Genomic DNA, 26,107 nt, shown 5'->3' with positions numbered 1-26,107 from the left:
ATTTTATGATTTAATAATATTATGTTCTGGACCAAAAGGAAACTTAGTAATGTTTTCAGCATTATCTTTTCCTATAATTAGGATATCATGCTCTCTATACCCACCGGCTCCTGGTTTTCCATCAGGTATCATGATCATAGGCTCCATAGAAACAACCATATTCTCTTCTAAGACAGTATCTATGTCCTCTCGTAATTCTAATCCAGCTTCTCTTCCATAGAAATGAGATAGGACACCAAAAGAATGGCCGTAACCAAATGTTCGGTAATGAAGATAACCAAGCTCAGCGAAGAGCTCATTCAACTCATGGCAGATAGCAGAGCATTTTACACCTGGTTTAATCAATTCTAGCCCTCTTTTATGAACTTTAACATTTGCTTCCCAAGCTTTTAAAGAAGCGTCATCAATTTCATCTACAAAAAGAGTTCTCTCTAGAGCTGTGTAGTATCCTGAAATCATAGGAAAGGTATTTAAAGAAAGAATATCTCCTGCTTCTAATTTTCTATTCGTTTTTGGGTTATGTGCTCCATCTGTATTTAATCCTGACTGAAACCAAACCCAGGTATCCATATATTCTGCATCTGGGTAGGTTTTTGCAATTTCACGTTCCATTCTATCTCTACCTGCTATTGCAATTTCAAGTTCACTTTCTCCAATTTTAATATTCTTTACAATCTCTTCACCACCAAGATCGGCAATTCTTGCACCATTTTTAATAATTTCTATTTCCTCTGCAGATTTAATCATTCTAAGCTGCATTAAATCTTTTGATACGTCACTAAAAACTGAAAAAGTAAAAATAGACGTAAGTTTTTCTTTAACATCTAGGGTTACATGATCATTTTCAATGCCAATATTCTTAGGAGGTTCGTCTCTTCCAATAATTGCAACTATTGCTTTTAAATAATTATCTCTTTTCCAATCAGTGTAAATTACATTATCACTATGAGATCTCCGCCACGGTTGGCTTGCATCTATGTTTGCAGAAATTGTTGAAATTTTATTAGCTGTTACAACGCAACCATAAGGCCTACCAAAAGAACAATAAATAAACCCTGTATAGTAAGCAATGTTGTGCATTGAAGTTAAAATAACCATATCAAGATTATTTTTACTCATTGTGGTTCTTAAATTGGTTAATCGTCTTTGATATTCTTGATCTGTGAAAGGTAGTTTGGCCTTCTCACCATTTTTTAAATTAAAAAAATCTGGTCTTTCCATCTTAGTTAATTAAGGGCAATAAACCGTCTATTAGTTTTAATTGTAAGACTATAATAAATGATAGACATAAAAAGGAAGAAGCCTCCTATTATCGTATTAGTCGACGGTATTTCATTAATCCCTAAAATTGGAATCCATACCCAAAATATGCCCCCTATAACTTCAGTTAATGACAACAAAGTTAATTCTGCCGCTGGTATAGCTTTTGATCCTATAGAATATAAAATTAAACCCATACAAACTAACGTTCCATGTACAGAAAATAATGTTCCATTATAACTTGTAGATAGAAAAACCATATCATTAGTTAAAATAACTATTGCAGCAACTACAAAGCAGAATAAACCTGCAAATGCTACAGTCGTAAATTTTGGTGTTTCTTTATTCCATCTCAAGGTCACTGAAAAAACAGAAAAACCAATTGAAGAAGTCATTCCAAATATAAGTCCCAATAAAGAATTTTTTTCAGTGTTACCCAAAGCTATTATTATTATTCCAACTGTTGCAATAAATATAGCTACCCAAACATTTAATGAAATTTTTTCTTTTAAAAATAAAAAACCTAGTAAGGCTGTAAAAAAAGGCATGGCAGCTAAGCAAAGCAAAGTAACAGCTGCACTGGTATTTGTAATGGAGTAAATGAAGGTTATCATTGCAATACCTAGTCCAGTTCCACCAATGATACCTGAAATTCCAATTTTTAAATAATTCTTATAAAAATCTTTTCCTTCCTCAAAGAAAAGGTAAAGATTTAAAATCAAAAAGATTGTTAGGCCACGTGCAAAAATATATTGCCATGGAACTAAATTGGGTTCATTCATATACCTAACTACCAAAGGACCGAAGGACCATATAAGACCCGCTAATAAAACTACTGGGATTGCAATTTTTTCATTTTTTAACTCAAGCATTGATGGATATTTAATAGTAATTATTTTGTACTACAATAAAAATGAGATCTATTTAAAGATATTAATATTTGACCCTATTGGAGAGTAACAATCAATTAAATCCCCTTTTTTGAATATAGATTGCCCTTCTTTGAATAGACCCCACACATTTGACTCTACAAATGATTTAATTCTGAAAGATTCCTGACCTTTTAAAACCTCTAACTCTATTTTTCCATCATTAGTTGAAGTTAACTTAGCTTTTAAAAATCTAATAATCTTTTTACTCTTTGAATAATTATTTTTTAATTTAGCTTTAAATGGTTTTTCAACCTTAACACCAAGAATATTAAGCAAATACGGATAAACAAAAAATCTAAAACAAGCAGATGAGGAAATAGGATTACCAGGTAGCCCAAAAATAGCTTTTTCAGTTTTGTTAAATTTTGCAAACATTACTGGTTTGCCAGGTCTAATTGAAACACCTTTAAAAAAATTAGACAAACTAAATTTTTTAATTATGTGGGGAACAAAATCATGTTTACCTGCAGATACAGCACCTGATGTAATGATAATATCTATTTTAGATTTAAAACTTTTTTCTATTTTTTTTTGAAAAAGTTTAGCATCCTTATCTCTTAAAATTCCACCATCTATAAAGTTAAATAAAAAATTATTAGATAAGGATTTTATGTAATGACTATTTGAGTTTCTAACTTTCCAATTAGCAATATCTCTATTATTAGAAATTTCATTTCCCGTTGAAAAAAATAAAATATTAGGTATCTTTTTAACATTAATATTTACTATGCCCAATGTTTTAAAAGCTAATATATGAGAAGGTTGAATTATGGTGCCTTTTTTAATTATTAAATCTCTTTTTTTATAATCTGATCCAGCATATCTGATGTGTTGGTTAGTTCTTATTTTTTCATTAATTACAATAAATTTTCTATTTTTACTAAAAACAATTTTTTCTATTGGAATAATAGTGTCAAAATTTTTAGGTATAAGTGCACCTGTCATTACCTCAACAGCTTCAAATTTATTTGTTTTTTTTAAAGATGGGTTATCTCCTGCAGATATAGTCTTTAAAATTTTAAAGTTTTGTGAATTATTTTTATTTAACTTGATTGTATCTTTTGAATTGATTGCAAAACCATCAAATGCAGCATTAGTTCCTGCTGGATAATTTACAGCTGAATAGATATCTAATACATTAATCCTATTTAGTGACTTTGATGAGTTAATAATTTCATCTTTAATTTTAATCTTTGATTTTAATAAGATTTTTTTAGCTTCTTTGTAATTAATCATTTTTTTTCTTTAATATTTTTTTTGCTTCTTCTAAATCTTCTTTAGTATTTATATTAAAAAAAGGATCAAATTTTTTAGGTTCAATATCAATTGTTTTAACCCCTATTTTATTAGCCCAATCTTCTACTTTTCTAAAATTATTATTAATCAAATCATTTTCAAGTGGTTTTAATAATTCAATCGACCACAATCCAAAAATATTGTGTCTTTTGTTGTTTGATTTAACAAAATACAACAGACTATCTTTTAGTTTAATTCTTTTTTGATATTCATCAATAATTGATGTTTCAAAAAAAGGTGTGTCTGATGGAAATGTTGCAATCCACTGATATGATTTTTGATTTTCTTTAACCCATTTCATTGCACTCAGAACTCCTGCTAATGGTCCAAAGTCATCAAAACAATCAGGAATTATTGTTACATTTTTTATTTTTTTTGTATCTATACTGTGGCTTGAGACAATAAGTATCTCCTCATATCTATTGCTAATTTTAAATAAAACGTGTTCTAACAATGTTTTATCACCAAGTTTTGTCTGATTTTTATCTTCACCAAATCTCTTTGACTTTCCACCAGCTAGCACAACAGCTAAAATATTGTTATCTTTCATAAATCAAAATATAAAACATTAATCTCTTAATTAAAGAATTATAATGGACTTAGAAATTTTAGAAATTGCATCTAATACCGAAAACCACAAAGTGCTTAAAAAGCATACACATCAATCAAGGAACAAAAACCCTTTATGCGGTGATGAGATGGAAATTAGCTTAATGGTTAAAGACAATATTGTTCAAGACATGGGGTATCAATGTAGATCATGCGTGTACTGTCAAGCCTCAGTTAGTTTGCTTTCAAGATGGGTTATGCAAGTACCAATAGAAAAAATTTCAGATTTTATTTCAAAAGCTGAGCTTTTCTTTGATGAAAATTTTGATCAATTAAAAAAAATTAATATAAAAGATTTAAAAGACTTTAAAAAAATAATGAATTCAAAAAATATTTCTAGAAAAGAATGTTTATTGCTTCCTTTTAAAACTCTTTCAAAAGCCCTAAAACTTTAGAATAACACTAACAACAAAAATAGAAGAATATGATAAATACAATAAAAGAAAACTTTAACAGAGCTCTATATGCTTTAATATTTTCAATAATCACAATTGGTACCCTTTCATTTCTAAGTTTTGAAACTCCCTATGGGTTGTTTTTAGCTGGATCATTTGGATCTTCGATGGTTTTACTTTTTGGGTATCCAGAAAGTCCATTTGCCCAACCCAAAAATGTTTTTTTTGGTCACTTGGTAACATCTATAGTTGGTGTATTAATTTTAAAATTTCTACCCATTGATCAATTTTTACAAATAGCTATTGCTGTAGGACTTGGTATTTTTATAATGATACTGTTTGGTGTAACTCACCCACCAGCAGGAGGAAATCCTATTGTTATAATACTTGGTGCAGTTTCATATGATTTTTTACTAAATCCAATTATTTTTGGTTCTATAATAATAATTGTTTATGCGGTTATTCTAAATCGTTTCATATTAAAGAAAAACTACCCAAGTAGTTGGAAAAGCTAATCTTTTCGTTGTTTCAAATTTAGCCAGTTTAAATATACTAACTAAATGAATTCTAATTATAAAGTCACAAAATTTAGATCTAATAATTTGAAAGAGGTTAATGATCAAATATCCATTGAAGAACCACTTGAAATAATACTCAAATATAAAGATAAAAAAAATTGGGTAGAAAATACTATATCTATTACGATGAGAACACCTGGAGATGATGAAAATTTAGTTACTGGCTTTCTTTTTAATGAAAGAGTAATTGAAAAAATTAGCTATATAGAAAATATTGAAGCAAGTGGCGATCCTGTTGGACAATATAAATTACAAAATAAAGTTATTATTACAATAAATAATTCAGAGAATATAGACATTGATAAAATTAAAAGAAATTTTTTGACTAATTCCTCATGTGGGGTGTGTGGAAAAACATCTCTTGAATCTTTAGAAATTATTAAGAAAGATAAAATATTAAAATCTATCCCTAAAATACATCATGAAATTATAATGAAATCTCCAGATATATTAAGACAAAACCAATCTGAATTTTCAAAGACTGGCGGCATTCATGCTAGTGGGCTATTTAATGCGAGTGGAGAAATTATTGCCTTAAAAGAGGATGTAGGAAGGCATAATGCTTTGGACAAGCTAATTGGATTTGTCTTAAAAGAAAATTTACTTGATAATAGTTCTCAATTTCTAACCTGTTCTGGAAGGCTCAACTTTGACCTTGTTCAAAAGGCACTCATGGCAAATATAGGTGTCTTAATTGGCGTAGGTGCGCCAACCAGTCTCGCCATAGATTTGGCTAATAAGTTTGACATGACATTAATTGGTTTTGTAAAAGAGGATAGCTTTAATATTTATAGTAATAATGAGAGAATTATAATAAAAAATTAAAAAATTTCAACAGGGTAAAATGTGTCAAAAAATATAAGTAACTTATCAGGCAGAATTGGTTTAAAGAAAAACCTATTTGAGAAAATCTCTGAAAGATCCCTAAACTCTAAAGATGCAAGCGGTATTCAAGAAATAGCTAATGAATATCATATGGGTGTATCTACTATTCATGGAGCAGAAAGTTTTTATGAATTTTTAAGACCATCTCATAGAGCAAAGAAAGCCTTTGTTTGTAATGGAAGTGCTTGCATGTGTTCTGGAACACAGGAACCTTTAAAGAAAAAATTAAAAGAAAAACTAGGTGATGATAAGGTTGGTGAAATGTTTTGTCTTGGTCACTGTTATGAAAATAAAGCGTTTCATTATGATGGTGAAAACTATGCTGGGAATGATATTGATAAAATTGATGAAATAATTAAAGGAGATAAAATTGAACAGGAAAAATTTTTCTCAAAAAGTTTTGCTTCAACAAGTTTTTTAATGGATGATAAGCTTTCAAATTTAGATCAATTTAAAGATATTTTAAATAAGTTTATCAATACAGATAAACAAGAAATTATAAAATCATTACTAGATTCAAATTTAACAGGCAGAGGTGGTGCTGGTTTTCCAGCTGGAATGAAATGGGATTTTTGTAGAAAAGCAGAATCTGAAAAAAAATATGTTATCTGCAACGCTGACGAAGGAGACTCTGGTGCATTTTCTGATAGATACTTATTAGAAGACCAGCCACTAAAAGTATTATTTGGAATGATCATCTGTGGTTATGTTATTGGAAGTGACGAGGGTGTTTTATATATTAGAGGAGAATATCCAAAATCTATTGAAGCTATAAATGGATGTATTAATTCTTTAAAAAAAGAAGGATTGTTAGGTAAAAATATTCTTGGAACAAATTTTTCTTTTGATCTAAATATTTGTATTGGACAAGGAGCGTACATATGTGGAGAAGAAACTGCTTTAATTGCATCAATTGAAGGAAGAAGAGCAGAAGTTGATGTCAGACCTCCCTTCCCTGTTACTGAAGGACTTTATAAAAAACCAACAGTTGTTAACAATGTTGAAACTTTAGCTGCTGCTACTGGTATACTTATTAATGGAGCAGAAAAATTTGCTGCAATTGGTAATAAAAAATCAGCAGGTACAAAATTAGTCTGTTTTGATAGTTTTTTTAATAATCCAGGCGTTTACGAAGTCGAAATGGGAACTTCAATGAAAAAAGTTTTGAACGATATTGGTGGAGGTTTTAAAGAACCTATTAAAGCACTACAAGTTGGTGGCCCATTAGGTGGAGTTATTCCAATTTCTGAAGTAGAAAAATTAAATCTAGATTTTCAAGAATTTACTGCTGCTGGTTTCATGTTGGGACACGCAAGTATAGTAAGCATTCCAAAAGACTTCCCAATGGTTGACTATATTCATCATTTATTTGAATTCACAGCTGAAGAATCATGTGGAAAATGCTTCCCAGGTAGACTTGGTTCTTACAGAGGAAAGGAAATGTTTGATCAAGCAAAGAATAAAACTGCTAAAATTCCATTAAAGCTATTAAATGAACTGCTAGTAACAATGAAAAAAGGCTGTTTATGTGCTTTATGTGGTGCAATACCTACACCTATCATGAACATACTAAAATATTTTGGTGATGAAATGAAGGATGATATGGTCAAAGATAATTAATGAGCTCAGAAAAAAGAAAAATCGCATATATAGATGGTAAGCCATATGAAATTGGTCCTAACCATACTTCTGTTTTAAAATTTGTAGAAAGTTATCTTGGTGAAAAAAAGGTTCCGGCTTTATGTAACGATCCAAACTTAGCACCATATGGAGCTTGTAGAGTTTGTTCGGTTGAGGTTGCTTTAGTTAAAGATGGTCCGACTAAAGTTGTAGCCTCATGTCATACACCAGTTGGTGAAAACCAACATATTTTTACAAACAATGAAAATTTAACGGCTTTAAGAAAAAATATTGTTGAACTAGTTTTAACCGACCATCCAATGGAATGTGGAACTTGTGAGGTTAATAATAACTGTGAACTTCAAGATGTTGCTAATGATTTAGGTATATCAGATCATAGATATAATGTACCAAAACAACACAAAGGTATTCCAAGAGACACCTCTCATGATTACATGAGAATGAATTTAGATAACTGCATTAATTGTGGAAGATGTGTGAGAGCTTGTGATGAAATTCAAGGTTCATTTGTTTTAACAATGAGTGGAAGAGGATTTGAGTCTAAGATTACAACAGATAATGATGCATTATTTGGGGACTCGTCTTGTGTATCTTGTGGAGCTTGTGCACACACTTGCCCAACAGATGCCATCTCAGATGTATATCAATCTAAATCCGTTGCTGTTGATGAAAAAGTAAGAACGACTTGTTCTTATTGTGGAGTTGGTTGTAATCTAGAAGCTTCAATTAAAGATAATAAAGTTGTTGCAATTTCTACTCCTAAAGAATCTGAAGTTAACGCAGGCCACACTTGTATTAAAGGAAGGTATGCTTTTGGATTTTACGATCATCCTGACAGATTAAAAACTCCTTTAATTAAAAGGAATGGAAAATTTGAAGAAGCTTCTTGGGATGAGGCATATGATTTTATTAAAAAAGAATTAAATAGAATTACCAAAGCTAATGGACCAGATGCAGTTGCAGGTATTTCTTCAGCAAGATGTACTAATGAAGAAAATTATGTTTTCCAAAAAATGATTAGAGCAGCAATAGGAACTAATAATATTGATTGTTGTGCAAGAATTTGTCATTCACCTACTGCGTGGGGAATGCAACAAACATTTGGAACTGGAGCAGCTACAAATTCTACAGAAGATATTTACTATGCAGATTTATTTATGGTGATTGGAGCAAATCCAACAAATGCTCACCCAGTTACAGGTGCTAAAATTAAGCAACAAGTAATGAAAGGTAAAAAATTAATTGTATTAGATCCAATTACTACTGAGCTTGCTAAACTTGCTGATTATCATATTAAACTTAGACCAGGAACAAATGTAGCCATATTAAATATGATGTTGCATTATATATTGAAAGCAAACCTTTATGACAAAGACTTTGTCAGAGATAGAACTGAAGGTTTTGCAAATTTCATTAAAGAAATTGAGAGACAAGATATGGATCATCTAGCGAAAGTTGCTGGTGTTGATAAACAGTTAGTTAAAGAAGCTGCAATTGCTTATGCAACCGCAAAAAACTCTATGGAATTCCATGGTTTAGGAGTTACCGAGCAAGAACAAGGATCTAAAACAGTAATGTTAATTGCTGATCTTGCAATGATTACAGGAAATATTGGTAGAAGAGGTGTTGGTGTTAATCCATTAAGAGGACAAAATAATGTCCAAGGTGCAGCTGATATGGGTTGTCAACCTCATCAAGGAGCTGGTTACTTTGAAGTGGCTGATGAAAAAGTTCAAAATTTCTACACTGAAAAATATGGAGTAGTACACCCAACAAAAGCAGGATTAAAAATTCCTGAAATGTTTGATGGGGCAATTAATAAAGATGTTAAAGCTGTCTGGATTATTGGAGAAGATATTGTTCAAACAGATCCTAACAGTGCACATGTTGTAGATGCTATGAATTCACTTGAGCTTTTAGTTGTACAAGAAATTTTTATGAGTGAAACAGCAAAACTTGCAACAGTAGTATTACCTGGAACAACTTTCTTAGAAAAAAATGGAACATTTACTAATACAGAAAGAAGAATTCAAAGAGTTAATCGAGCTGTACCTCCTTTACCTGGTACTAAAACTGATGGAACAATTGTAACGGATATGATGCAAAAATTAGGCTTTGATCAACCTGAATATGATGCTGATCAAGTTCTTGCAGAAATAGCTGATGTAGTTCCTTTCTTTAAAGGGGTAACAAGAGAAAGACTTGGTAAAATGGGATTACAATGGCCAGTACAAGAAGATGGTACAGATACACAAATCTTACATGAAAAAACATTCAAATTAGGAAAAGGACAACTTAAAAATTTTGATTGGAAAGAATCTAATGAGATAGCTACGAATAAAAAAGATTATCCATTGATTTTAACAACTAGTAGAGTTCTTCAACATTATAATGCAGCTACTATGACAAGACGTACTAAAAATATTAATATAGTTTCTGAAGACTTGCTATTAGTTCACCCTAATGATGCTAAAAAAAGAGAATTAAATACTGGTGATATTGGTAGACTTTATTCTGGCAGAGGTGAAGTAGCTTTAAAAGTAGAGGTAACAGATAAAGTTAAAGAAGGAATTGTATTTACAACATTCCACTTTCCAGAACATATGGTTAACATGGTAACTGGTCATGGAAAAGATGAAGAAACAATGTGTGCAGAATACAAAGTTTCTTCTGTGGAAATTCAAAAAATATCCAATCAATTTAAAACTGTTGTTGAACCTAAAGAGAATCAAGCAGAAGTTAACTAATCGATAAAATGACAATTGGTTGGCATTTTGATAATAGTTATTCGAGATTACCAAAAACATTCAAAGAAGATATCAACCCTGTTGCTGTAAATGCACCAGAAATATTAATATTAAATAAAGATCTAGCAAATAAATTAGATCTAGATTTTTCAGATGTTAATGATGAAGGTTTATCAAAAATTTTTTCAGGAAATATGTTACCTGAAGGATCTAACTCTATAGCACAAGCCTACGCTGGCCATCAATTTGGTCATTTTACAATGCTTGGTGATGGAAGAGCTGTTTTAATCGGTGAACACTTGACCAAAAATAATGAGCGATTTGATATACAATTCAAAGGCTCTGGTAGAACCCCATTCTCACGAAGTGGTGATGGTAGGGCTGTTTTAGGCCCAATGTTGAGAGAATATATAATAAGTGAAGCAATGCATTCTTTAAAAATACCTACTACTAGAAGTTTAGCAGTAGTTAAAACTGGTGAAGATGTGGTTAGGGAACAAATTTCACAAGGTGCAATTCTTACAAGGGTGGCATTAGGCCATCTAAGAGTTGGAACATTTCAATACATTGCTGCAAAACAAAATATTAGTGATTTAGAAATTTTGATTAATTACACAATTGAAAAATACTACCCCAATATAAAAGCATCAAAGAATAAAGCATTAGACTTACTAAATGTTTTAATCGAAAAACAAACTGAACTTGTAATTGACTGGATGCGTGTCGGTTTTATTCATGGAGTTATGAATACTGACAATATGACCATATCTGGTGAAACAATAGATTATGGTCCCTGTGCATTTATGGATACTTATGACCCTAAAACAATTTTTAGTTCAATAGATCAATTAGGTAGATACGCCTATGATAATCAACCAAAAATTACCAAATGGAATTTAACAAGATTTGCTGAATGTCTTATTCCACTAATTAGCAAAAATGAAGATGAAGCAATTAAATTAGCTACAGATGCTTTAGATAAATTTGAACAAAATTATGAAACAAAATGGTTAAATATGATGAGAGATAAACTCGGATTATATGATGAAGATAAAGAAGATAAAAATTTGATTATGGAGTTATTAAATTGGATGCAAAAAAATAAAGCAGATTATACAAATACCTTTATTTTTTTGACGGATAAGACAATTAAAAATTCTGAAGTTTATGATAATGCTGACTTTAATTTATGGAAAATTAAATGGGTGAAAAGATTAGCAATGTTTAATAGTTCACATGATAAATCTATGGAATTAATGAATTCTTCTAATCCAATGGTAATACCTCGTAATCATAAAGTGGAAGAAGCTTTAACATTAGCAAGTAATGGTGATTTAACATTGTTTAATAGGTTAATAAAAATATTAAAAAATCCTTATACAGTTAATAGCAATGATTTAGAATTTATGTCACCTGCTCCACACAGCGATAAGAAATATCAAACTTTTTGTGGAACTTAACTCGTTATAATACGTAAGGTTCTGGTCTAGCTTCTTTACTAAATATTCTTTCAACATTAAAAGCGCTTACATCTATAGTTTGATAAGAACCTGTTGTTATAAGTTCTGTCAAAGCTCTACCAATGCCAGGTGCTTGTTGCAATCCTCTTCCTGTGAAACCCGAAGCCATATATACATTTTCGTATTTAGGATGCTTACCCACAATAGCATTACTGTCTAGTTGGTTATGATCATAAAATCCTGCCCAAGCACCAGTTAATTTAAGCTCTTCAAACATTGGAATTCTTTTTGCTAAAGCTGGCCATACCAACTCCTCAAAGTCGTCCCAAGCAGGTTCAAGATTTGTTGCATCAAAAGTAGATTTTGGAGAACCAGCTAAATATTCTTTACCCTCTGGCCTCCAATAAACACCTGTTGTTAAATCAGCAGATAAAGGCATTTCAGATATATACGTTGGGCACTTAACTCTGAAAACAGTGTGTTTTTGTGGAATAACAGGAATATCATTTAATATTTTTTTAGTCCAACAACCTGCAGCAGAAATAATTATCTTAGCATTAATTTCTGATATTTCTTTTACTTCTCCCTTAATAAATTCAGCCCCAAGTTCTGTGGCCTTGCTTTTTAAAGCACCGTGAAACATAAAAGGATCAATCCAACCCTCACTTTTATCATCTGTATAAGTGGCAGTTTCTATACCTTCATCGTTAATGTAAGAAAAAACCTTGGATAATTCTGAACCTTTTATATTTTTTGTTCCAGCTCCACACTCTTTATGGTTTTCTAACGCTCTATACTGTTCCTCTGCATGCTCAGGTCCAAACATTAATAAGTAACCATTTGGTACCATACTAGCTGTAGGGTTAGGATTTTTTTTAGTTTTGAGTAATTCTGGTATTTGAAAAATAAAATCTCTTGCAAATTTACCTAACAAAATATTTTCTTTTTGAAAAAATTGTCTCCTAAAGCCACCGAGGGATAAAGGGAATGAGGCTTCTTTGTATGATGGATCTTTTTCTATAACTTTAACTTTTCGACCTTCTTTAGATAGAAAATAAGCTGTCGCAACTCCAATGATACCACCGCCAATTATTACAACATCGTCCATAATTAATTTAAAATAAATAAACTTAAGTTAAGAATTAATGCGTAAAAACACCAAAGTAAATAAGGAATCATTAAATAATAACTTACTAAAGTTATTTTCTTAAATCTTTGCATTAATAAAACTATTAAAGCTATTAAAATAATTAAAACTAGTAATGCTAATAAAATTTTATGAAAAACAAAAAATACTATACTCCAAGTTGTATTAAAAATTAAATGAACGATATAAATATAAATCGTATCTATGTCTCTTTTTTTACTATGCCAAAAAGACCATATGGCAATAGTCATCATTAAATATAGTGTTGTCCAAACAGGTGCAAAGATCCAGCTTGGTGGATTGTATGATGGCTTTATCAATAATGAATACCAAGGCTCTTTAAATCCAATAGTTGCAATACCTCCAATAACAGATGCCGAGTAAGTTATTATTGCAAATAATAAAAAAGATAAAAATTTGTTTTTTAACATAATCATATTATACATTACTTAATGAATGATAAAAAAGTAATTTGGATCACTGGCGCTAGTAGTGGAATTGGTAGGTCTTTAGCTCTAAAATTTGCTAAAGAAGGATGGACAGTTGCTGCCTCAGCTAGACGAGAAAACTTATTACAAGAGTTGCATACTGAGAATGAAAATATCCATTCATTTCCTTTAGATGTTACAAATACAGAACAATGTAAAGCTGTCTTCAATGATATTGTAAAAAAATTTGAAAATATTGAAATTTGTGTGTTTGGTACCGGGATACATGATCCAAAATCTGAAAAAAAATTTAACTTAGATAAAATAAGAAAAATTATGGAAGTAAATTACTTTGGTACAATGAATTCTATCAACGCAATTTATGAATATTATAATAATAAAAAAGGTGGTCAAATATCTATAATTTCTTCAGTTGCTGGTTATAGAGGGTTACCTGCAGCTGGAGGTTATTGTGCATCAAAGTCTGCCCTTACAAGTTTTGCAGAAAGTTTATATTTTGAAATGAAAAGAGTAAACGTGCGTGTTTCCCTGATAAGCCCTGGGTTCATTAAAACACCAATGACTGACCAGAATGATTTTCCTATGCCCATGATAAAGTCACCAGAATTTGCTGCAGAACAAATCTATATTGGTTTAATCAAAAATAAGGGATTTGAAATCCATTTTCCAAAAGCTTTTACCTTTATAATGAAAACTCTAAGAATACTTCCTAGTAGCTGGTATTTTAAGATAGTTGAAAAAGGTATGAAAAAAATTGACTACTAATTTTTCTTAAAGAATACCGTCAACTCACCCACTTTAAATCCAAATTTTGTTAATGTGGCTCTATTGATAGCAACCTCTTCGTCTTGTTTAAAAATCCAATCATCAAATGAAACTTTAATATTCTTTCCTTTAAAAGGGACCATTAAATCATATTCAAATTTAAAGGCAGATCCATATTGAAACCCTTTAGCAGTTCCTACAACATCAGGTGCAGATCCTTCATAGTAATTTTGATCAATTTTTTTGATTTTCCATATTCGGTTTTGTTTTTCACCGTCTGTCCAATAGAAATCTTCTTTAAGAGTTAAGATATCACCCTCAAAACTACCAAACATATCAGCTTTAAATTGTCTAGTAACCTTGCCACTTCGATCTTGTAATAGACCCCATGCTTTAACAGGACCTTCAAAGTATTTCTCTATAGTCATTGACGGTTCTGTATTTTTAAAATCTGTTGGTTTCATAGAGTTATTGTTTATACAACTTGCCGTAAAGAATAAAGCAATTATTAATACTGTTAATTTAAATGTTTTAAAGTTTATCATGTCTCTCCTATTGTTATTTATTTTGTAATGAAAATTGAATTAGATCTATATTTTTTGATTTAAAGCCAGCCTCACAATAAGACAAGTAAAATTCCCACATTCTTTTAAATGTTAAATCAAAACCTTGCTCTTTAATCAAATCCCACTTTTTATTAAATATCTCTCTCCAAATAATCAAAGTATCAGAGTAATGATTGGCATATGAATTGTATTCATCAAATTTTAAACCATTAGTATCAACATAATTTTGTAATTCATTTCTAGAAGGTAAAAAACCTCCAGGAAAAATATATTTTTGGATAAAGTCTTGTTTATTTTTATATCTATCAAACAAGCTATCATCGATAGTTATAGCTTGAATACCCACTGTGCCTGATGAAGTTAGATTATTCTTGATTGTATTAAAATAGCTATCTAAATAGTTTTGTCCTACTGCCTCTATCATTTCTATAGACGCTATATGATCATATTTACTTTTTAAATCCCTATAATCTTTTATTTCAATATTTACTTTTTCATTAAGTCCACATTTGTGGATTCTTTCTTTTGCAAATTCAAATTGCTTTTTTGAAATGGTGATACAATCTAATTTAACATCATAATTAGTGCCCAGGTATTCTGCGAATCCACCCCAACCACAACCAATTTCTAAAATTTTACTTCCTTTTGTTGGTTTTAAAAGATCAATCAATTTTTGGTATTTATTATTCTGAGCATTGAAAAGATCTTGCTTAGGGTTCTCAAATATAGCGCTGGAATAAGTTAAGGTTTTATCAAGCCATAAAGAAAAGAAATCATTTCCCAAATCATAGTGTTTTGCGATGTTTTCTTTGCTTCGGTTTTTGGTATTTTTTATAATTTTATTTTTTAAAAAATTAATGAATGGTAAATCAAAAATACCTGAAAATTTATAAATAACATTTATATTTTTTGCAGTTAACTCAATTAAATCAGATAGGTTATTTGTTATAAAAAAATCTTTCATATAAGATTCACCCAATCCAACACTGCCACTTTTAATCAGATTATAATTAAGGCTTTCATCTTTAATTTCTAAGAAAACTTTTAAATTATCATCTGGATTACCAAATTTTAAAACTTCTCCATTAACCTTTTTAATTTCAAGAAAACCATGCTTAATATTTTTTAATGCACTAAATACGATTGAATCTGAAATTTTATAAATTAACATTAATTCTTAATATTTTTTTAATTTTTACTTAAACGGCAACTTAATTCTTTTTATTTAAAAATTAAATGACGCAAAATTGCAGATAAGTAAGAGCTTTAAGATAATTTATTAGTAAAGTTTAGTCATCAACTTCAGCTAATAAGGATGCATTACCACCCATAGCTGCTGTGTTATTTGATATACTTTGTTCATAACATAGTCTTTTCAGGTATTCAGGGCCCCCTGCCTTAGGTCCTGTTCCAGACTTTTCAAAACCACCAAATGGCTGTACACCAACAACGGCTCCAATCATATTTCGATTAATATAAATGTTTCCAACTTCTGCTTTGGAAATGATTTTATCAATAGTTTTATCCAGTCTACTGTGGATACCTAATGTTAAACCAAAACCTAAATCATTAATGTCATCAATTAATTCATTTAATTCTGAAGCTTTATATTTAACAATATGTACTACAGGACCAAAAACTTCATTTTTTAAATCACTTAATTTTTTTATTTCTATTAAAGTTGGTGGAATGAAATATCCTAAATCATTTTGAAAATTTGTTTGATAAACATTATCAAAATTATCAATATGTTTTTTTATATTGTTGTAAGCCTCCTCATCGATTACTGGTCCAATATCTGTTGAAAGTTTTTCTGGGTTTCCAATATTTTGAGTATTCATTGCACCAATTAATGTATCTTTAATTTTTTTGTACACATTTTCTTCTACACATAAAATTCTACAAGCTGAACATCTTTGTCCGGCACTATCAAATCCTGAATTCACAACATCTTTAACAACATGTTCTGGTAAAGCTGAGCTATCAACAATCATACAATTTAAACCACCTGTTTCTGCAATAAAATTAGTAATACTCTCTTGTTTTTGTAAGTTTGATTGGATAATTTTTGCTGTATTTAGAGAGCCAGTAAATAAAACATTTCTAAGTTTTTGATCATTAATAACTTTGTTGGAAATTAATGCACCATCACCCAAAATCAAGGCAATTGAATTTTTAGGTAGTCCTGCTTTTAATAAAAGTTTAATTATAAAATATGCTGCATAAGAAGATTGTTCTGCAGGTTTAGTTAAAACAACATTACCAGTAATTAGTGCAGCTATTGTTTGACCTACAAAAATTGCTATAGGAAAATTCCATGGGCTAATTACTAAAGTTAATCCCTTTCCTATTAATCTATATCTATTAAGTTCACCAGTTGGCCCTTTAAGAATTTGCTCTTTAAATATTAAGTTTGCTTCCTTGGAATAGTACCTGCAAAAATCAACAGCCTCTCTAATTTCAGCTATAGAATTTTTAATACTTTTGCCAGATTCTTGTGCACAAATTTCAATTATTTCCTTAAAATTTTCTTCAATTAAATTAGCAAAATTTAAAATAATTTCTGATTTTTTTTCAATTGGAAAATTTTTCCACGATATAGAATAATCTTTGAGGTTATTAATTGCTTCATCTACAATTTGATCTGTAGCAAAATATTTTGAACCTAATAAGGTAAAATCACTTGGTGAAATAATATCGAATTTTTTATCAGATTTTATGTCTTCACCATTTATAATTGAAAATGCATTTATATTATTTAGTTTTTTTATAACTTTATAATTATTAATCACAGATTCTTCACTTATATCGAGGCCTTTTGAATTATCTCTATTACCCAAAATATTCATTGGTAAAGGAATTTTGTCAGTTTTTAACTTATCAAGCTTCAAAAATGGTGATTGAATCAATTTATCAATATCAAAATTTTTAGATTTTAGTTGATGAATAAAAGACGTATTCGCACCATTTTCTAATAACCTTCTAACTAAATATGGCAACAAATCCTTATAGCCTCCTACCGGAGCATATACTCTACATTTAAAATCAGGTTTATTTTCTAAAAATGAATATATCTCATCACCCATCCCATGCAATTTTTGGAATTCAAAATTAGTGTTTTTAAATAGAGTATGAATATAAGAAATACTATGTGCATTATGAGTAGCAAATTGTGAAAAGATATTTTTATTTACTAATAGTTTATGTGCACAAGCTAGATAAGATATGTCTGTAGCAAATTTCTTTGTAAAAACAGGGTAGTTTTCAAAACCTTCTTCTTGAGCAATTTTGATTTCTGTATCCCAATATGCACCTTTGACTAATCTAATATTAATTTTTTTATCAACACTTTGTAAATAATCATTGAGCCAATCTAATAAGAAAAATGTTCTTTTTTGATATGCTTGAATAGCAAATCCAAAACCATGATAAACATTGTCAATTAATTTGCTTTCAATAATATCTTTAAACATGAAAAGTGATAAATTTAATCTATCAGCTTCCTCAGCATCAATACAAATATCTACTTTGTTTTCTCTACCTAATTCCACAAGTTTAAAAATTTTTGGTAATAGTTCTTTTTTTAGTAAATCAAATTTGTTTCTTTCGTATCTTGGGTGTAATGATGATAGCTTAATTGAAATACTTTTCTTATGTGGATTTAAACTTTTTCCTGTTTGTAAAATAGCTTCTTCATATTGATTGTAATATCTTTCTGAGTCTTCATAAGTTACTGCTGCTTCACCAAGCATATCAAATGAAAAAGTGTATTTATCATTTTTTTTATTATCACTTTGTTTAATTGCTTTTTTTATATCTCGCTCAAATACAAATTGTTTAGCCAAAATATTTATTGCTTGTTTAATGGCATTCCTTAATAATGGTCCAGATAGATTTTTAACCATCTTGACTAAAATATTTTTATTTTCTTGAGGTTTTTCTTCTACTATTTTTCCTGTTAACAAAAACGCTATAGAAGAAATGTTTACGAAAACATCATTTTCATTCTTTATGTGTTTATTCCAATCTCCAATAGGAATTTTATCTTCAATTAAATCATTTATAGTTGCAGTATCAGGTATTCTAAGTAATGCTTCTGCTAAACACATTAAAACAACACCTTCGTTACTAGTCAATGAAAACTCATGTATTAATTTAGCAAATGAGCTTATTTCTTTATAATTTATTGCGCTGTCTATGATTTGACGTGAAAGGTTATCAATTTTACTGTGATTAATTTCTGAAAAATTTCCAATGGTTTTTATTAAATGATTATTAACCAATGAAGCTTGATCGGTATATTTGTGTTTGAATATATTATTCATAATAAATAACTTTGGCGATTAATTAATAGAAATTTAGACTAAAATGACTAAAAATAATTACTGTATTAATGTGAATAAAAGAATTAATTTCTTGTTGATATATTTTTAATAGTAAATATTATGGTATAATAACAATTATTGGTAAATTTTACTATGATAGATAAAATAGATAAACAGTTAATCTCACTACTAGCGAAGAATGCACAAACTACACTTAGTGAGCTAGCAAAAGCTGTTAACTTATCAATTTCACCATGCCAAAGTAGAATCAAAAAATTAGAACAACAAGAATATATTCTTGGCTATCATGCTCATATAAATTTTAAAAAATTAGAAAAAGCACACATAGCTTTTGTTCAAATTTCTTTATCAGATACACGAGCTAAAGCACTAGATCAATTTAATTCTGAGGTAAAAAAATTAGAAGCTGTTGAACAATGCCATATGATTGCAGGAAACTTTGACTATTTATTAAAAGTTAGAACTAACAATATAAACACTTATCGTTTGCTATTATCTGAAAAAATATCCTCATTACCAAATGTTGCATCTACTTCAACATTTGTTTCCATGGAAAGTGTAAAAGAATAGTCCATAAGATAACCTTAATTTAGTAATTTATATTAATTTTCTACAGAAATATTGTTTTTAACTTTAATTTTTTTTTTTATAAATTTAATTCCTTTTGTCCATAGTTTAAATGCCTCAAAATGTATTGCGATAATAATTTTAAATGTCATCAATGGATGTCTTAAATACGATTTCATAAGATTGTAATTATTTAATTCACTTTTAATACCATCTTGTGAGGCATATAATATTTTGCCAACTGGATCATTCAGGTCAATTATTACAGATATTTTATTACCAGGTTTCAACAGTCTAAAAAAATAAATACAATTCATTTCAATAAATGGAGATACATGAAATTTTTTCTTACACACATGTTGAATAAGATTTTGGTCTTTTTCAGTTTTAAAAACATAAACATGTTGCTCACCAAATGTGTTCTTAACTTCATATAAAATAGATATTAAATCAGAATTTTTGTCATATACATAAAAAACACTTAACGGATTAAACACATACCCAAATATCCTTGGATAACATAAAAGTTTAATTTGAACATCATTAGTATCAATATTATTTTTTTTAAGATTTTCTAAAACCCAATCTTTAAGAGAGCTTCCATCTCTTGCTCCATGGTCCTTATCAAAGAAACTAATAATATTAAATTTATTATATGAAAATATCTTTAGAGTTTTATGTAATAGGTTTATTTCTGATAAATCTATAAGTAGCGAAAATACACTATAATTGAAGCTATGAATTTTGGGCTTAAATCTTCTATGAATTACGTTTCCTGTATAAATATAAGAATTTTTAATCATTCAGCGTTTTTAACATATCAATAGACGACTTTATTCCATCCTCATGAAAACCATAACCAAAATAACTGCCACAAAATAAAATATTTTTTTTATTTTGAATTTTGTGTAGATTACTTTGATTAGTTAATGCTTCAGTGTCGTAATAAGGGTGAGTAAATGCTACTTTTTTAAATATTTTATCATTTGGAATTTCTTTAAATGGATTTATTGTTAAAAAAATATCTCTATCTATCTTCAAATTTTGTAACTGGTTTATCCAATATGTTACAGCTGTCTTTTCATTATTAGCTGAATCCATTGAAGAATTCCAAGCACACCATGCTTTTTTATTTTTAGGCATAATACTTTCATCAAAATGTATTACTGCAGTGTTAGCTCTATATTTAAATTTTTTTAATATTGACTCCTCATCTAGAGTTGGATTATCAATTATCTTTAATGCTTCATCTGCATGGGTTGCTATTACAACTTTATCATAATCAAAGAACTCATTTTCCTCTCCATAAAAAATTTTAACACCTAAATCATTTCTGGTAATTTTATTTATATTGTAATTCTTAAAATATTCACCACTAACTTGGCCTATTATTTTATCAACATAAGTTTTGCTCCGATTTGCAACCGTAAACCATTGAGGTCTATCTTTAATTTTAAACAGCCCGTGATTCTTAAAAAAACTTAGAAAAAAAGATAATGGCATTTGTTTTGCTTCATATGGTGGCATCGACCATATTGCAGATACCATTGGTATAATATGATAATTAATAAAATAACCTGAAATTTTTATTTCTTTTAAATATTCTCCTAATGTTATTGAACTAATTTTTTTAATTTCTATTTTTTCACAGTTTTTATAAAAGCTTAAAATTTCAAAAAACATTTTTAAGAATTTTGGATTAAATAAATTTTTTTTATTGGAAAAAATTCCACCTAATCCTTTTCCACAATATTCTAAGTCACTATTTTCTACAGTAACAGAAAATGACATATCGCTTTTTTCAATCTCTATTTTATTTTCTGAAAAAAAATTAATTAAATTTGGATAAGTTTGCTTATTAAAAACCATAAATCCAATATCTATTGGGATTTCTTTATTAGGTTTATAAGCAACCTTTATTGTATTTGCATGGCCACCAAACTGATTTTCTTTTTCAAACAAATCTACTTTATGTTTTTTTGATAGATAATAAGCAGCACTCAATCCTGATATGCCCGCACCCACTACAGCAATTTTCATCTTGGTAAAAATCTAAGCTGCTGTATCTTCGTACTCTTCCATAGATGGACATGTGCAAAACAAGTTTTTATCTCCATAAACATTATCTACTCTACCAACTGGAGGCCAATATTTATTTGTTCTTAAAAAATCTGAAGGATAAGCGGCCTCTTCTCTTTCATACTTATGATCCCACTTATTGGATGTTAATTCAACGTGAGTATGTGGCGCATTCTTCAATGGGTTATCAGTCTTGTCATATTCGCCAGTCTGAATTTTATTTATCTCTTGTTTTATCTTTATAAGAGTAGAGCAAAACTTATCAATTTCACTCAAACTTTCGCTTTCTGTAGGCTCAATCATCATTGTACCAGCAACAGGCCAGGACATTGTTGGAGCATGATAGCCAAAATCAATCAATCGCTTTGCAATATCTTCTTCTGTAATCCCTGTTTCACTTTTTATTGTTCTAATATCAATGATACATTCATGAGCTACATTACCACTTTTACCCTTATACAAAATTGGAAAAGAGTCTTTTAATTTATGTGCAATGTAATTTGCATTTAGTATTGCAACTTGTGATGCTTTTCTTAAGCCTTCAGAGCCCATCATCTTTATATACATCCATGAAATTGATAAAATACTTGAGCTGCCCCAAGGCGCTGCAGATACAGCTCCCATTCCAGTCACTGGGCCACAATCTTTAATTACAGAATGCTTTGGTAAAAATATTTCTAAATGCTTTTTACATGCTATTGGTCCCATACCAGGTCCTCCACCACCGTGTGGTATACAAAACGTTTTATGTAAATTTATATGACAAACATCTGGTCCAAAATTACCTGGTTTTGCAATTCCAACTAACGCATTTAAGTTTGCTCCGTCCATATAAACTTGTCCACCATGCTTATGAATTAATTCACAAATATCAGTTATTTTTTCCTCAAAAACACCATGTGTTGATGGGTAAGTAACCATAAGAGCAGCTAAATTTTCCGAATGTTCTTCAGCTTTATTTTTTAAATCTTCATAGTCTACGTTTCCATATTGATCACATTTCACAACAACTACTTTCATACCAACCATTTGGGCGCTTGCTGGATTTGTGCCATGTGCAGAGCTTGGTATTAAACAAACATTACGATTTGTTTCACCATTTTTTTCATGAAATTTACGTATTACCATTAAACCAGCAAACTCACCTTGAGCTCCAGCATTTGGTTGTAATGAAACTCCAGAAAATCCTGTGATTGACCTTAACCAGTTTTTTAAATCAGTAAATAACTCCCTGTAACCATCCATTTGTTCTACAGGAGAAAAAGGATGTGGTTGTGAAAATTCTTTCCAGGTAACTGGTATCATTTCTGAAACTGCATTAAGTTTCATAGTGCACGATCCTAAAGCAATCATGGATTTATTAAGGGCAATGTCAGAGTCTTCTAATTTTTTTAGATAACGTAGCATTTCTGTTTCTGAATGGTATCTATTAAAAACTGGATGATCTAAATAAGTTGAAGTTCTTAATAAATTTTTAGGAATATTAGACAAACTTTCATTCATGGATTCTTTAATTGTTTCTGAACAATTAAAAATTTTTAATAACTGATTTGCTCTATAAAGATTTTTTCTTTCATCAAAAGATACTGCTAACATTTCAGAATTCACTTTTCTTATATTTACTCCTTGATCTAAAGCATTTTTGTATATCTTCTCTGTTTTATCTAGAGTTTTTATTGTTACCGTATCAAAAAAATCATTTGAATAAAGTTCATAACCAGATTGTTTTAGTTTATCTGCAAAATTTTTAGTCAGTTGAGAAACACTTTCTGCAATCTTTTTAATACCTTGTGGACCGTGATAGACAGCATAAGCTGCAGAGACTATTGCTAATAATGCTTGTGCAGTACAAATATTACTCGTGGCTTTATCTCTTCTTATATGCTGCTCTCTTGTTTGAAGTGCAAGTCTGTATGCTTTTTTTCCATGCTTATCTACTGAAACACCTACTATTCTACCTGGCATTGATCTTTTATACTCATCTTTTGTAGCAAAAAATGCTGCGTGTGGACCACCATAACCCATTGGAATTCCAAAACGTTGTGAACTACCAACTGCAATATCAGCTCCTAACTCAGCAGGTGTTTTTAGTTTAGCAAGTGCTAACAAATCACATGCAAGAACTGCTTTTCCATTATGTTTATGTATTTTACTAATAGCCTCACTTGGGTCTTTTATATCTCCAAGGGTACCAGGATATTGAATAATACCACATATAATATCCTCTTTAATATCTTTATCCTCGTCACCAACTATTATTTCTAAACCTAAAGGTTCAGCTCTTGTTTTAATAACATCGATAGTTTGAGGGTGACAATTTTTTGAAACAAAAACTTTTTTAGATTCAGACTTAGATATTCTATAGCTTAATCCCATAGCTTCTGCTGCTGCTGTTCCTTCATCTAAAAGAGAGGCATTAGCAATATCCATTCCTGTAAAGTCAATTATCATTTGTTGAAAATTTAATAACATTTCCAATCTACCTTGTGCTACTTCTGGCTGGTAAGGAGTATAAGAAGTGTACCATCCTGGATTTTCTAAAATATTTCTAAGTATTACATATGGTGTATAAGTTCCGTAATAACCCATTCCTATAAAGCTAGAATAAACTTTATTTTTTTTAGCTATATCTTTTAGTTTTCTAAGTGCTTTATACTCAGAGTTTGGATCTCCAATATCTAAGTCATCTTTAAGAAGGATTTTTTCTGGTACAGTGTCTTTTATTAAATCATCAAGACTTTTATAGCCTAATTCTTTAAGCATAACATTTTGTTCATCAACTGATGGACCTATATGTCTTTGTATAAAATCTTTTTGAGCATTTTTTAACATTTAACTACCACTTTCTTTTGAAAATTTTTCGTATTCTTCTTTATTCATTAATGAATCCATTTCAGACTTATCAGTAATTTTTAATTTAAAAAACCATGCATCATTTTCTGGATCATTATTAACCTTTGCAGGATCATCAACAATTGCTTGATTGTTTTCGATAATTTCTCCAGATACAGGAGTATAAATATCACTTGCAGCTTTTGTTGATTCTACAACACCTGCATTACCATCTTTAACAACAGAAGACCCTATCTCTGGTAGCTCTACAAAAACAATATCACCTAGCATTTCGGTTGCATGTTGTGTGATTCCTATAATAGCAGTATCTCCATCTAATTTTATCCACTCATGTTCTTTTGAATATTTTACTTCGCTCATTTGCTAACTCCTTTCACATAACTTTTTTTATAAAATGGCAAATTACTTATAAATGCCGGATATTTTTTTCCTCTCACTTCTAAAAAAACCTTAGTATCAATTTTAGAAAATGAATTTTCTATATAACCCATGGCGACTGGGGCCTGGACACTTGGTCCGAAAGTTCCACTTGTAATTTCCCCAATATTTTTATTATCTTCACTAAATATTGATGTTTTTTCTCTAGCTATAATTCTACCTTCTGGCTTAATACCTACGCGGATCTTACTTACCCCTTTCTCGATTTGAGATTTAATTTTTTCACATCCAATAAACCCACCCTCAAGAATTCTATTTTTTGATATTGCCCATTTTAAATTAGCTTCTACTGGGCTTTTATTGATATCCATGTCATGACCATACAAACAAAGTCCCGCCTCTAATCTCAAGGTATCTCTGGCACCTAGTCCAATTAAACTGGCCCCTTCATCTAAGAGGTTTTGCACAAACACCTCTGCATCATCATTTTTTATAGATATTTCAAATCCATCTTCACCTGTATAGCCTGATCTTGTGATGTAAATATTTTCTTTAAGATAGTTAAATGTATCACCATTCATAAATTTTAAATCTGATACTCCATTGATTATTTTTTCTAATATTTGGACTGCTTTTGGCCCCTGTATTGCTATAAGAGATAATTCTTCGCTTAAAATCATTTCATACTTATTTTCTAATAATTTAGATAAAAGTTTAAAATCTGTATTCTTACAAGCAGCATTCAATACAATGTTAAAACCGCCTTCAACTTTAGTGATAATCAAATCATCGTAAATTCCTGCTTCTTCATTCATTAAAAAACTATATTTTGACTGATTTAATTTAGCATTGCTCAATTCAGCTGGAAAAATTCTTTCAAGACTTTTTGCTAATGTGTCGTCTCCTTTAATGAATAGCTGACCCATATGTGACACATCAAAAATACCCGCATTGTCTCTTGTACTTTTATGCTCCTCAATAATTCCTTTAGAATATTGAATTGGCATTTGATAACCAGCAAATGAAACAAATTTAGCTCCATGCTTTAGATGTAAATTATAAAGTGCTGTTTTTAAATTTTCCATATTAACTCACTGTACCCATCTGTATGTTTGCCTGAGAGTTTTATTCCGTCGGCGAGAACTTAATCTCTT

22 protein-coding genes are annotated in these 26,107 nt (G+C 29.8%); 8 read left to right on the top strand and 14 right to left on the bottom strand.

Annotated features, from left to right (window positions below):
• Window positions 1–3: 3 nt before the first annotated feature.
• From AC5YF9_RS01295 to AC5YF9_RS01280, 4 genes are read right to left on the bottom strand one after another with little or no spacing between them, the layout of a single operon-like run.
• Window positions 4–1,221 (bottom strand): aminopeptidase P family protein, encoded by a 1,218-nt coding sequence (locus AC5YF9_RS01295; protein WP_496169912.1) that lies wholly within the window; start codon window positions 1,219–1,221, stop codon window positions 4–6.
• A gap of 5 nt (window positions 1,222–1,226) precedes the next feature.
• Window positions 1,227–2,132 (bottom strand): DMT family transporter, encoded by a 906-nt coding sequence (locus AC5YF9_RS01290; RefSeq protein ID WP_415304257.1) that lies wholly within the window; start codon window positions 2,130–2,132, stop codon window positions 1,227–1,229.
• A gap of 48 nt (window positions 2,133–2,180) precedes the next feature.
• The gene (locus tag AC5YF9_RS01285; protein ID WP_415304256.1) at window positions 2,181–3,428 is read right to left on the bottom strand and encodes a molybdopterin molybdotransferase MoeA; all 1,248 of its coding nucleotides are present in this window, start codon (window positions 3,426–3,428) and stop codon (window positions 2,181–2,183) included.
• Window positions 3,421–4,038: a molybdenum cofactor guanylyltransferase gene (locus tag AC5YF9_RS01280; protein ID WP_415304255.1), complete on the bottom strand. Its 618-nt coding sequence runs from the start codon at window positions 4,036–4,038 to the stop codon at window positions 3,421–3,423. The genes AC5YF9_RS01285 and AC5YF9_RS01280 overlap by 8 nt, the downstream gene beginning before the upstream one ends.
• A 43-nt stretch (window positions 4,039–4,081) precedes the next feature.
• On the opposite strand from AC5YF9_RS01280, the gene AC5YF9_RS01275 reads away from it, so the two are divergent.
• The 6 genes from AC5YF9_RS01275 to AC5YF9_RS01250 are packed head-to-tail and all read left to right on the top strand — an operon-like array spanning window position 4,082 to window position 11,803.
• Window positions 4,082–4,492 (top strand): iron-sulfur cluster assembly scaffold protein, encoded by a 411-nt coding sequence (locus AC5YF9_RS01275; protein ID WP_415304254.1) that lies wholly within the window; start codon window positions 4,082–4,084, stop codon window positions 4,490–4,492.
• A 29-nt stretch (window positions 4,493–4,521) separates the two neighbouring features.
• Window positions 4,522–5,007, top strand: a complete 486-nt coding sequence (locus AC5YF9_RS01270) for an HPP family protein (protein WP_415304253.1) — start codon at window positions 4,522–4,524, stop codon at window positions 5,005–5,007.
• Between the two features lie 45 nt (window positions 5,008–5,052).
• Window positions 5,053–5,895, top strand: a complete 843-nt coding sequence (fdhD, locus tag AC5YF9_RS01265; protein ID WP_415304252.1) for a formate dehydrogenase accessory sulfurtransferase FdhD — start codon at window positions 5,053–5,055, stop codon at window positions 5,893–5,895.
• A gap of 21 nt (window positions 5,896–5,916) precedes the next feature.
• Window positions 5,917–7,575, top strand: coding sequence for an NADH-ubiquinone oxidoreductase-F iron-sulfur binding region domain-containing protein (locus AC5YF9_RS01260; RefSeq protein ID WP_415304251.1), 1,659 nt, complete (start codon window positions 5,917–5,919; stop codon window positions 7,573–7,575).
• The gene (gene fdhF, locus AC5YF9_RS01255) at window positions 7,575–10,343 is read left to right on the top strand and encodes a formate dehydrogenase subunit alpha (RefSeq protein WP_415304250.1); all 2,769 of its coding nucleotides are present in this window, start codon (window positions 7,575–7,577) and stop codon (window positions 10,341–10,343) included. The genes AC5YF9_RS01260 and fdhF overlap by 1 nt, the downstream gene beginning before the upstream one ends.
• An 8-nt stretch (window positions 10,344–10,351) precedes the next feature.
• Window positions 10,352–11,803 carry a protein adenylyltransferase SelO gene (locus tag AC5YF9_RS01250; RefSeq protein ID WP_415304249.1) on the top strand — a complete coding sequence of 484 codons (1,452 nt, stop codon included), beginning with the start codon at window positions 10,352–10,354 and terminating at the stop codon, window positions 11,801–11,803.
• A gap of 4 nt (window positions 11,804–11,807) precedes the next feature.
• On the opposite strand, the gene AC5YF9_RS01245 is transcribed toward AC5YF9_RS01250, so the two are convergent.
• The gene (locus tag AC5YF9_RS01245; RefSeq protein WP_415278585.1) at window positions 11,808–12,911 is read right to left on the bottom strand and encodes an NAD(P)/FAD-dependent oxidoreductase; all 1,104 of its coding nucleotides are present in this window, start codon (window positions 12,909–12,911) and stop codon (window positions 11,808–11,810) included.
• 2 nt (window positions 12,912–12,913) lie between these two features.
• Complete coding sequence (locus AC5YF9_RS01240; protein ID WP_415278584.1) at window positions 12,914–13,381, bottom strand: TspO/MBR family protein; 468 nt, start codon at window positions 13,379–13,381, stop codon at window positions 12,914–12,916.
• Window positions 13,382–13,402: 21 nt separating this feature from the next.
• On the opposite strand from AC5YF9_RS01240, the gene AC5YF9_RS01235 reads away from it, so the two are divergent.
• Complete coding sequence (locus tag AC5YF9_RS01235; protein ID WP_415278583.1) at window positions 13,403–14,164, top strand: SDR family NAD(P)-dependent oxidoreductase; 762 nt, start codon at window positions 13,403–13,405, stop codon at window positions 14,162–14,164.
• Here AC5YF9_RS01235 and AC5YF9_RS01230 read toward each other — a convergent pair.
• The 3 genes from AC5YF9_RS01230 to putA all read right to left on the bottom strand — a co-directional run bounded on the left by AC5YF9_RS01230 (window position 14,161) and on the right by putA (window position 19,055).
• Window positions 14,161–14,709: a DUF3833 domain-containing protein gene (locus AC5YF9_RS01230; RefSeq protein WP_415294666.1), complete on the bottom strand. Its 549-nt coding sequence runs from the start codon at window positions 14,707–14,709 to the stop codon at window positions 14,161–14,163. The genes AC5YF9_RS01235 and AC5YF9_RS01230 overlap by 4 nt on opposite strands.
• A gap of 13 nt (window positions 14,710–14,722) precedes the next feature.
• Window positions 14,723–15,901, bottom strand: a complete 1,179-nt coding sequence (locus AC5YF9_RS01225) for a class I SAM-dependent methyltransferase (protein ID WP_415304248.1) — start codon at window positions 15,899–15,901, stop codon at window positions 14,723–14,725.
• 118 nt (window positions 15,902–16,019) lie between these two features.
• Window positions 16,020–19,055 carry a bifunctional proline dehydrogenase/L-glutamate gamma-semialdehyde dehydrogenase PutA gene (putA, locus tag AC5YF9_RS01220; RefSeq protein ID WP_496169911.1) on the bottom strand — a complete coding sequence of 1,012 codons (3,036 nt, stop codon included), beginning with the start codon at window positions 19,053–19,055 and terminating at the stop codon, window positions 16,020–16,022.
• Window positions 19,056–19,208: 153 nt separating this feature from the next.
• Between putA and AC5YF9_RS01215 the strand changes: the two genes are divergently transcribed.
• Window positions 19,209–19,646 (top strand): Lrp/AsnC family transcriptional regulator, encoded by a 438-nt coding sequence (locus AC5YF9_RS01215; protein WP_415278578.1) that lies wholly within the window; start codon window positions 19,209–19,211, stop codon window positions 19,644–19,646.
• Between the two features lie 32 nt (window positions 19,647–19,678).
• On the opposite strand, the gene AC5YF9_RS01210 is transcribed toward AC5YF9_RS01215, so the two are convergent.
• The 5 genes from AC5YF9_RS01210 to gcvT are packed head-to-tail and all read right to left on the bottom strand — an operon-like array spanning window position 19,679 to window position 26,038.
• Window positions 19,679–20,446 carry a DUF1365 domain-containing protein gene (locus tag AC5YF9_RS01210; RefSeq protein ID WP_415304246.1) on the bottom strand — a complete coding sequence of 256 codons (768 nt, stop codon included), beginning with the start codon at window positions 20,444–20,446 and terminating at the stop codon, window positions 19,679–19,681.
• Window positions 20,439–21,683: an NAD(P)/FAD-dependent oxidoreductase gene (locus AC5YF9_RS01205; RefSeq protein WP_415304245.1), complete on the bottom strand. Its 1,245-nt coding sequence runs from the start codon at window positions 21,681–21,683 to the stop codon at window positions 20,439–20,441. Before AC5YF9_RS01205 ends, AC5YF9_RS01210 begins: the two co-directional genes overlap by 8 nt.
• A gap of 12 nt (window positions 21,684–21,695) precedes the next feature.
• Window positions 21,696–24,554: an aminomethyl-transferring glycine dehydrogenase gene (gene gcvP / locus AC5YF9_RS01200; RefSeq protein ID WP_496169910.1), complete on the bottom strand. Its 2,859-nt coding sequence runs from the start codon at window positions 24,552–24,554 to the stop codon at window positions 21,696–21,698.
• Window positions 24,555–24,935, bottom strand: coding sequence for a glycine cleavage system protein GcvH (gene gcvH, locus AC5YF9_RS01195; protein ID WP_415304244.1), 381 nt, complete (start codon window positions 24,933–24,935; stop codon window positions 24,555–24,557).
• Complete coding sequence (gcvT, locus tag AC5YF9_RS01190) at window positions 24,932–26,038, bottom strand: glycine cleavage system aminomethyltransferase GcvT (RefSeq protein ID WP_415304243.1); 1,107 nt, start codon at window positions 26,036–26,038, stop codon at window positions 24,932–24,934. The genes gcvH and gcvT overlap by 4 nt, the downstream gene beginning before the upstream one ends.
• Between the last annotated feature and the right edge of the window lie 69 nt (window positions 26,039–26,107).

It is taken from the genome of Candidatus Pelagibacter sp. uisw_098 (genome assembly GCF_059512505.1).
The sequence above is the reverse complement of the archived record's forward strand: the minus strand, read 5'-3'. Positions and strand labels throughout refer to the sequence as shown.

Coding starts and splice junctions, on each gene's coding strand:
- AC5YF9_RS01270 (WP_415304253.1), top strand. CDS start 4,522: ATGATAAATACAATAAAAGAAAACTTTAACAGAGCTCTATATGCTTTA.
- AC5YF9_RS01210 (WP_415304246.1), bottom strand. CDS start 20,446: ATGATTAAAAATTCTTATATTTATACAGGAAACGTAATTCATAGAAGA.
- gcvT (WP_415304243.1), bottom strand. CDS start 26,038: ATGGAAAATTTAAAAACAGCACTTTATAATTTACATCTAAAGCATGGA.
- AC5YF9_RS01285 (WP_415304256.1), bottom strand. CDS start 3,428: ATGATTAATTACAAAGAAGCTAAAAAAATCTTATTAAAATCAAAGATT.
- gcvP (WP_496169910.1), bottom strand. CDS start 24,554: ATGTTAAAAAATGCTCAAAAAGATTTTATACAAAGACATATAGGTCCA.
- AC5YF9_RS01280 (WP_415304255.1), bottom strand. CDS start 4,038: ATGAAAGATAACAATATTTTAGCTGTTGTGCTAGCTGGTGGAAAGTCA.
- AC5YF9_RS01245 (WP_415278585.1), bottom strand. CDS start 12,911: ATGGACGATGTTGTAATAATTGGCGGTGGTATCATTGGAGTTGCGACA.
- fdhD (WP_415304252.1), top strand. CDS start 5,053: ATGAATTCTAATTATAAAGTCACAAAATTTAGATCTAATAATTTGAAA.
- fdhF (WP_415304250.1), top strand. CDS start 7,575: ATGAGCTCAGAAAAAAGAAAAATCGCATATATAGATGGTAAGCCATAT.
- putA (WP_496169911.1), bottom strand. CDS start 19,055: ATGAATAATATATTCAAACACAAATATACCGATCAAGCTTCATTGGTT.
- gcvH (WP_415304244.1), bottom strand. CDS start 24,935: ATGAGCGAAGTAAAATATTCAAAAGAACATGAGTGGATAAAATTAGAT.
- AC5YF9_RS01225 (WP_415304248.1), bottom strand. CDS start 15,901: ATGTTAATTTATAAAATTTCAGATTCAATCGTATTTAGTGCATTAAAA.
- AC5YF9_RS01235 (WP_415278583.1), top strand. CDS start 13,403: ATGAATGATAAAAAAGTAATTTGGATCACTGGCGCTAGTAGTGGAATT.
- AC5YF9_RS01250 (WP_415304249.1), top strand. CDS start 10,352: ATGACAATTGGTTGGCATTTTGATAATAGTTATTCGAGATTACCAAAA.
- AC5YF9_RS01290 (WP_415304257.1), bottom strand. CDS start 2,132: ATGCTTGAGTTAAAAAATGAAAAAATTGCAATCCCAGTAGTTTTATTA.
- AC5YF9_RS01295 (WP_496169912.1), bottom strand. CDS start 1,221: ATGGAAAGACCAGATTTTTTTAATTTAAAAAATGGTGAGAAGGCCAAA.
- AC5YF9_RS01215 (WP_415278578.1), top strand. CDS start 19,209: ATGATAGATAAAATAGATAAACAGTTAATCTCACTACTAGCGAAGAAT.
- AC5YF9_RS01240 (WP_415278584.1), bottom strand. CDS start 13,381: ATGTTAAAAAACAAATTTTTATCTTTTTTATTATTTGCAATAATAACT.
- AC5YF9_RS01205 (WP_415304245.1), bottom strand. CDS start 21,683: ATGAAAATTGCTGTAGTGGGTGCGGGCATATCAGGATTGAGTGCTGCT.
- AC5YF9_RS01230 (WP_415294666.1), bottom strand. CDS start 14,709: ATGATAAACTTTAAAACATTTAAATTAACAGTATTAATAATTGCTTTA.
- AC5YF9_RS01275 (WP_415304254.1), top strand. CDS start 4,082: ATGGACTTAGAAATTTTAGAAATTGCATCTAATACCGAAAACCACAAA.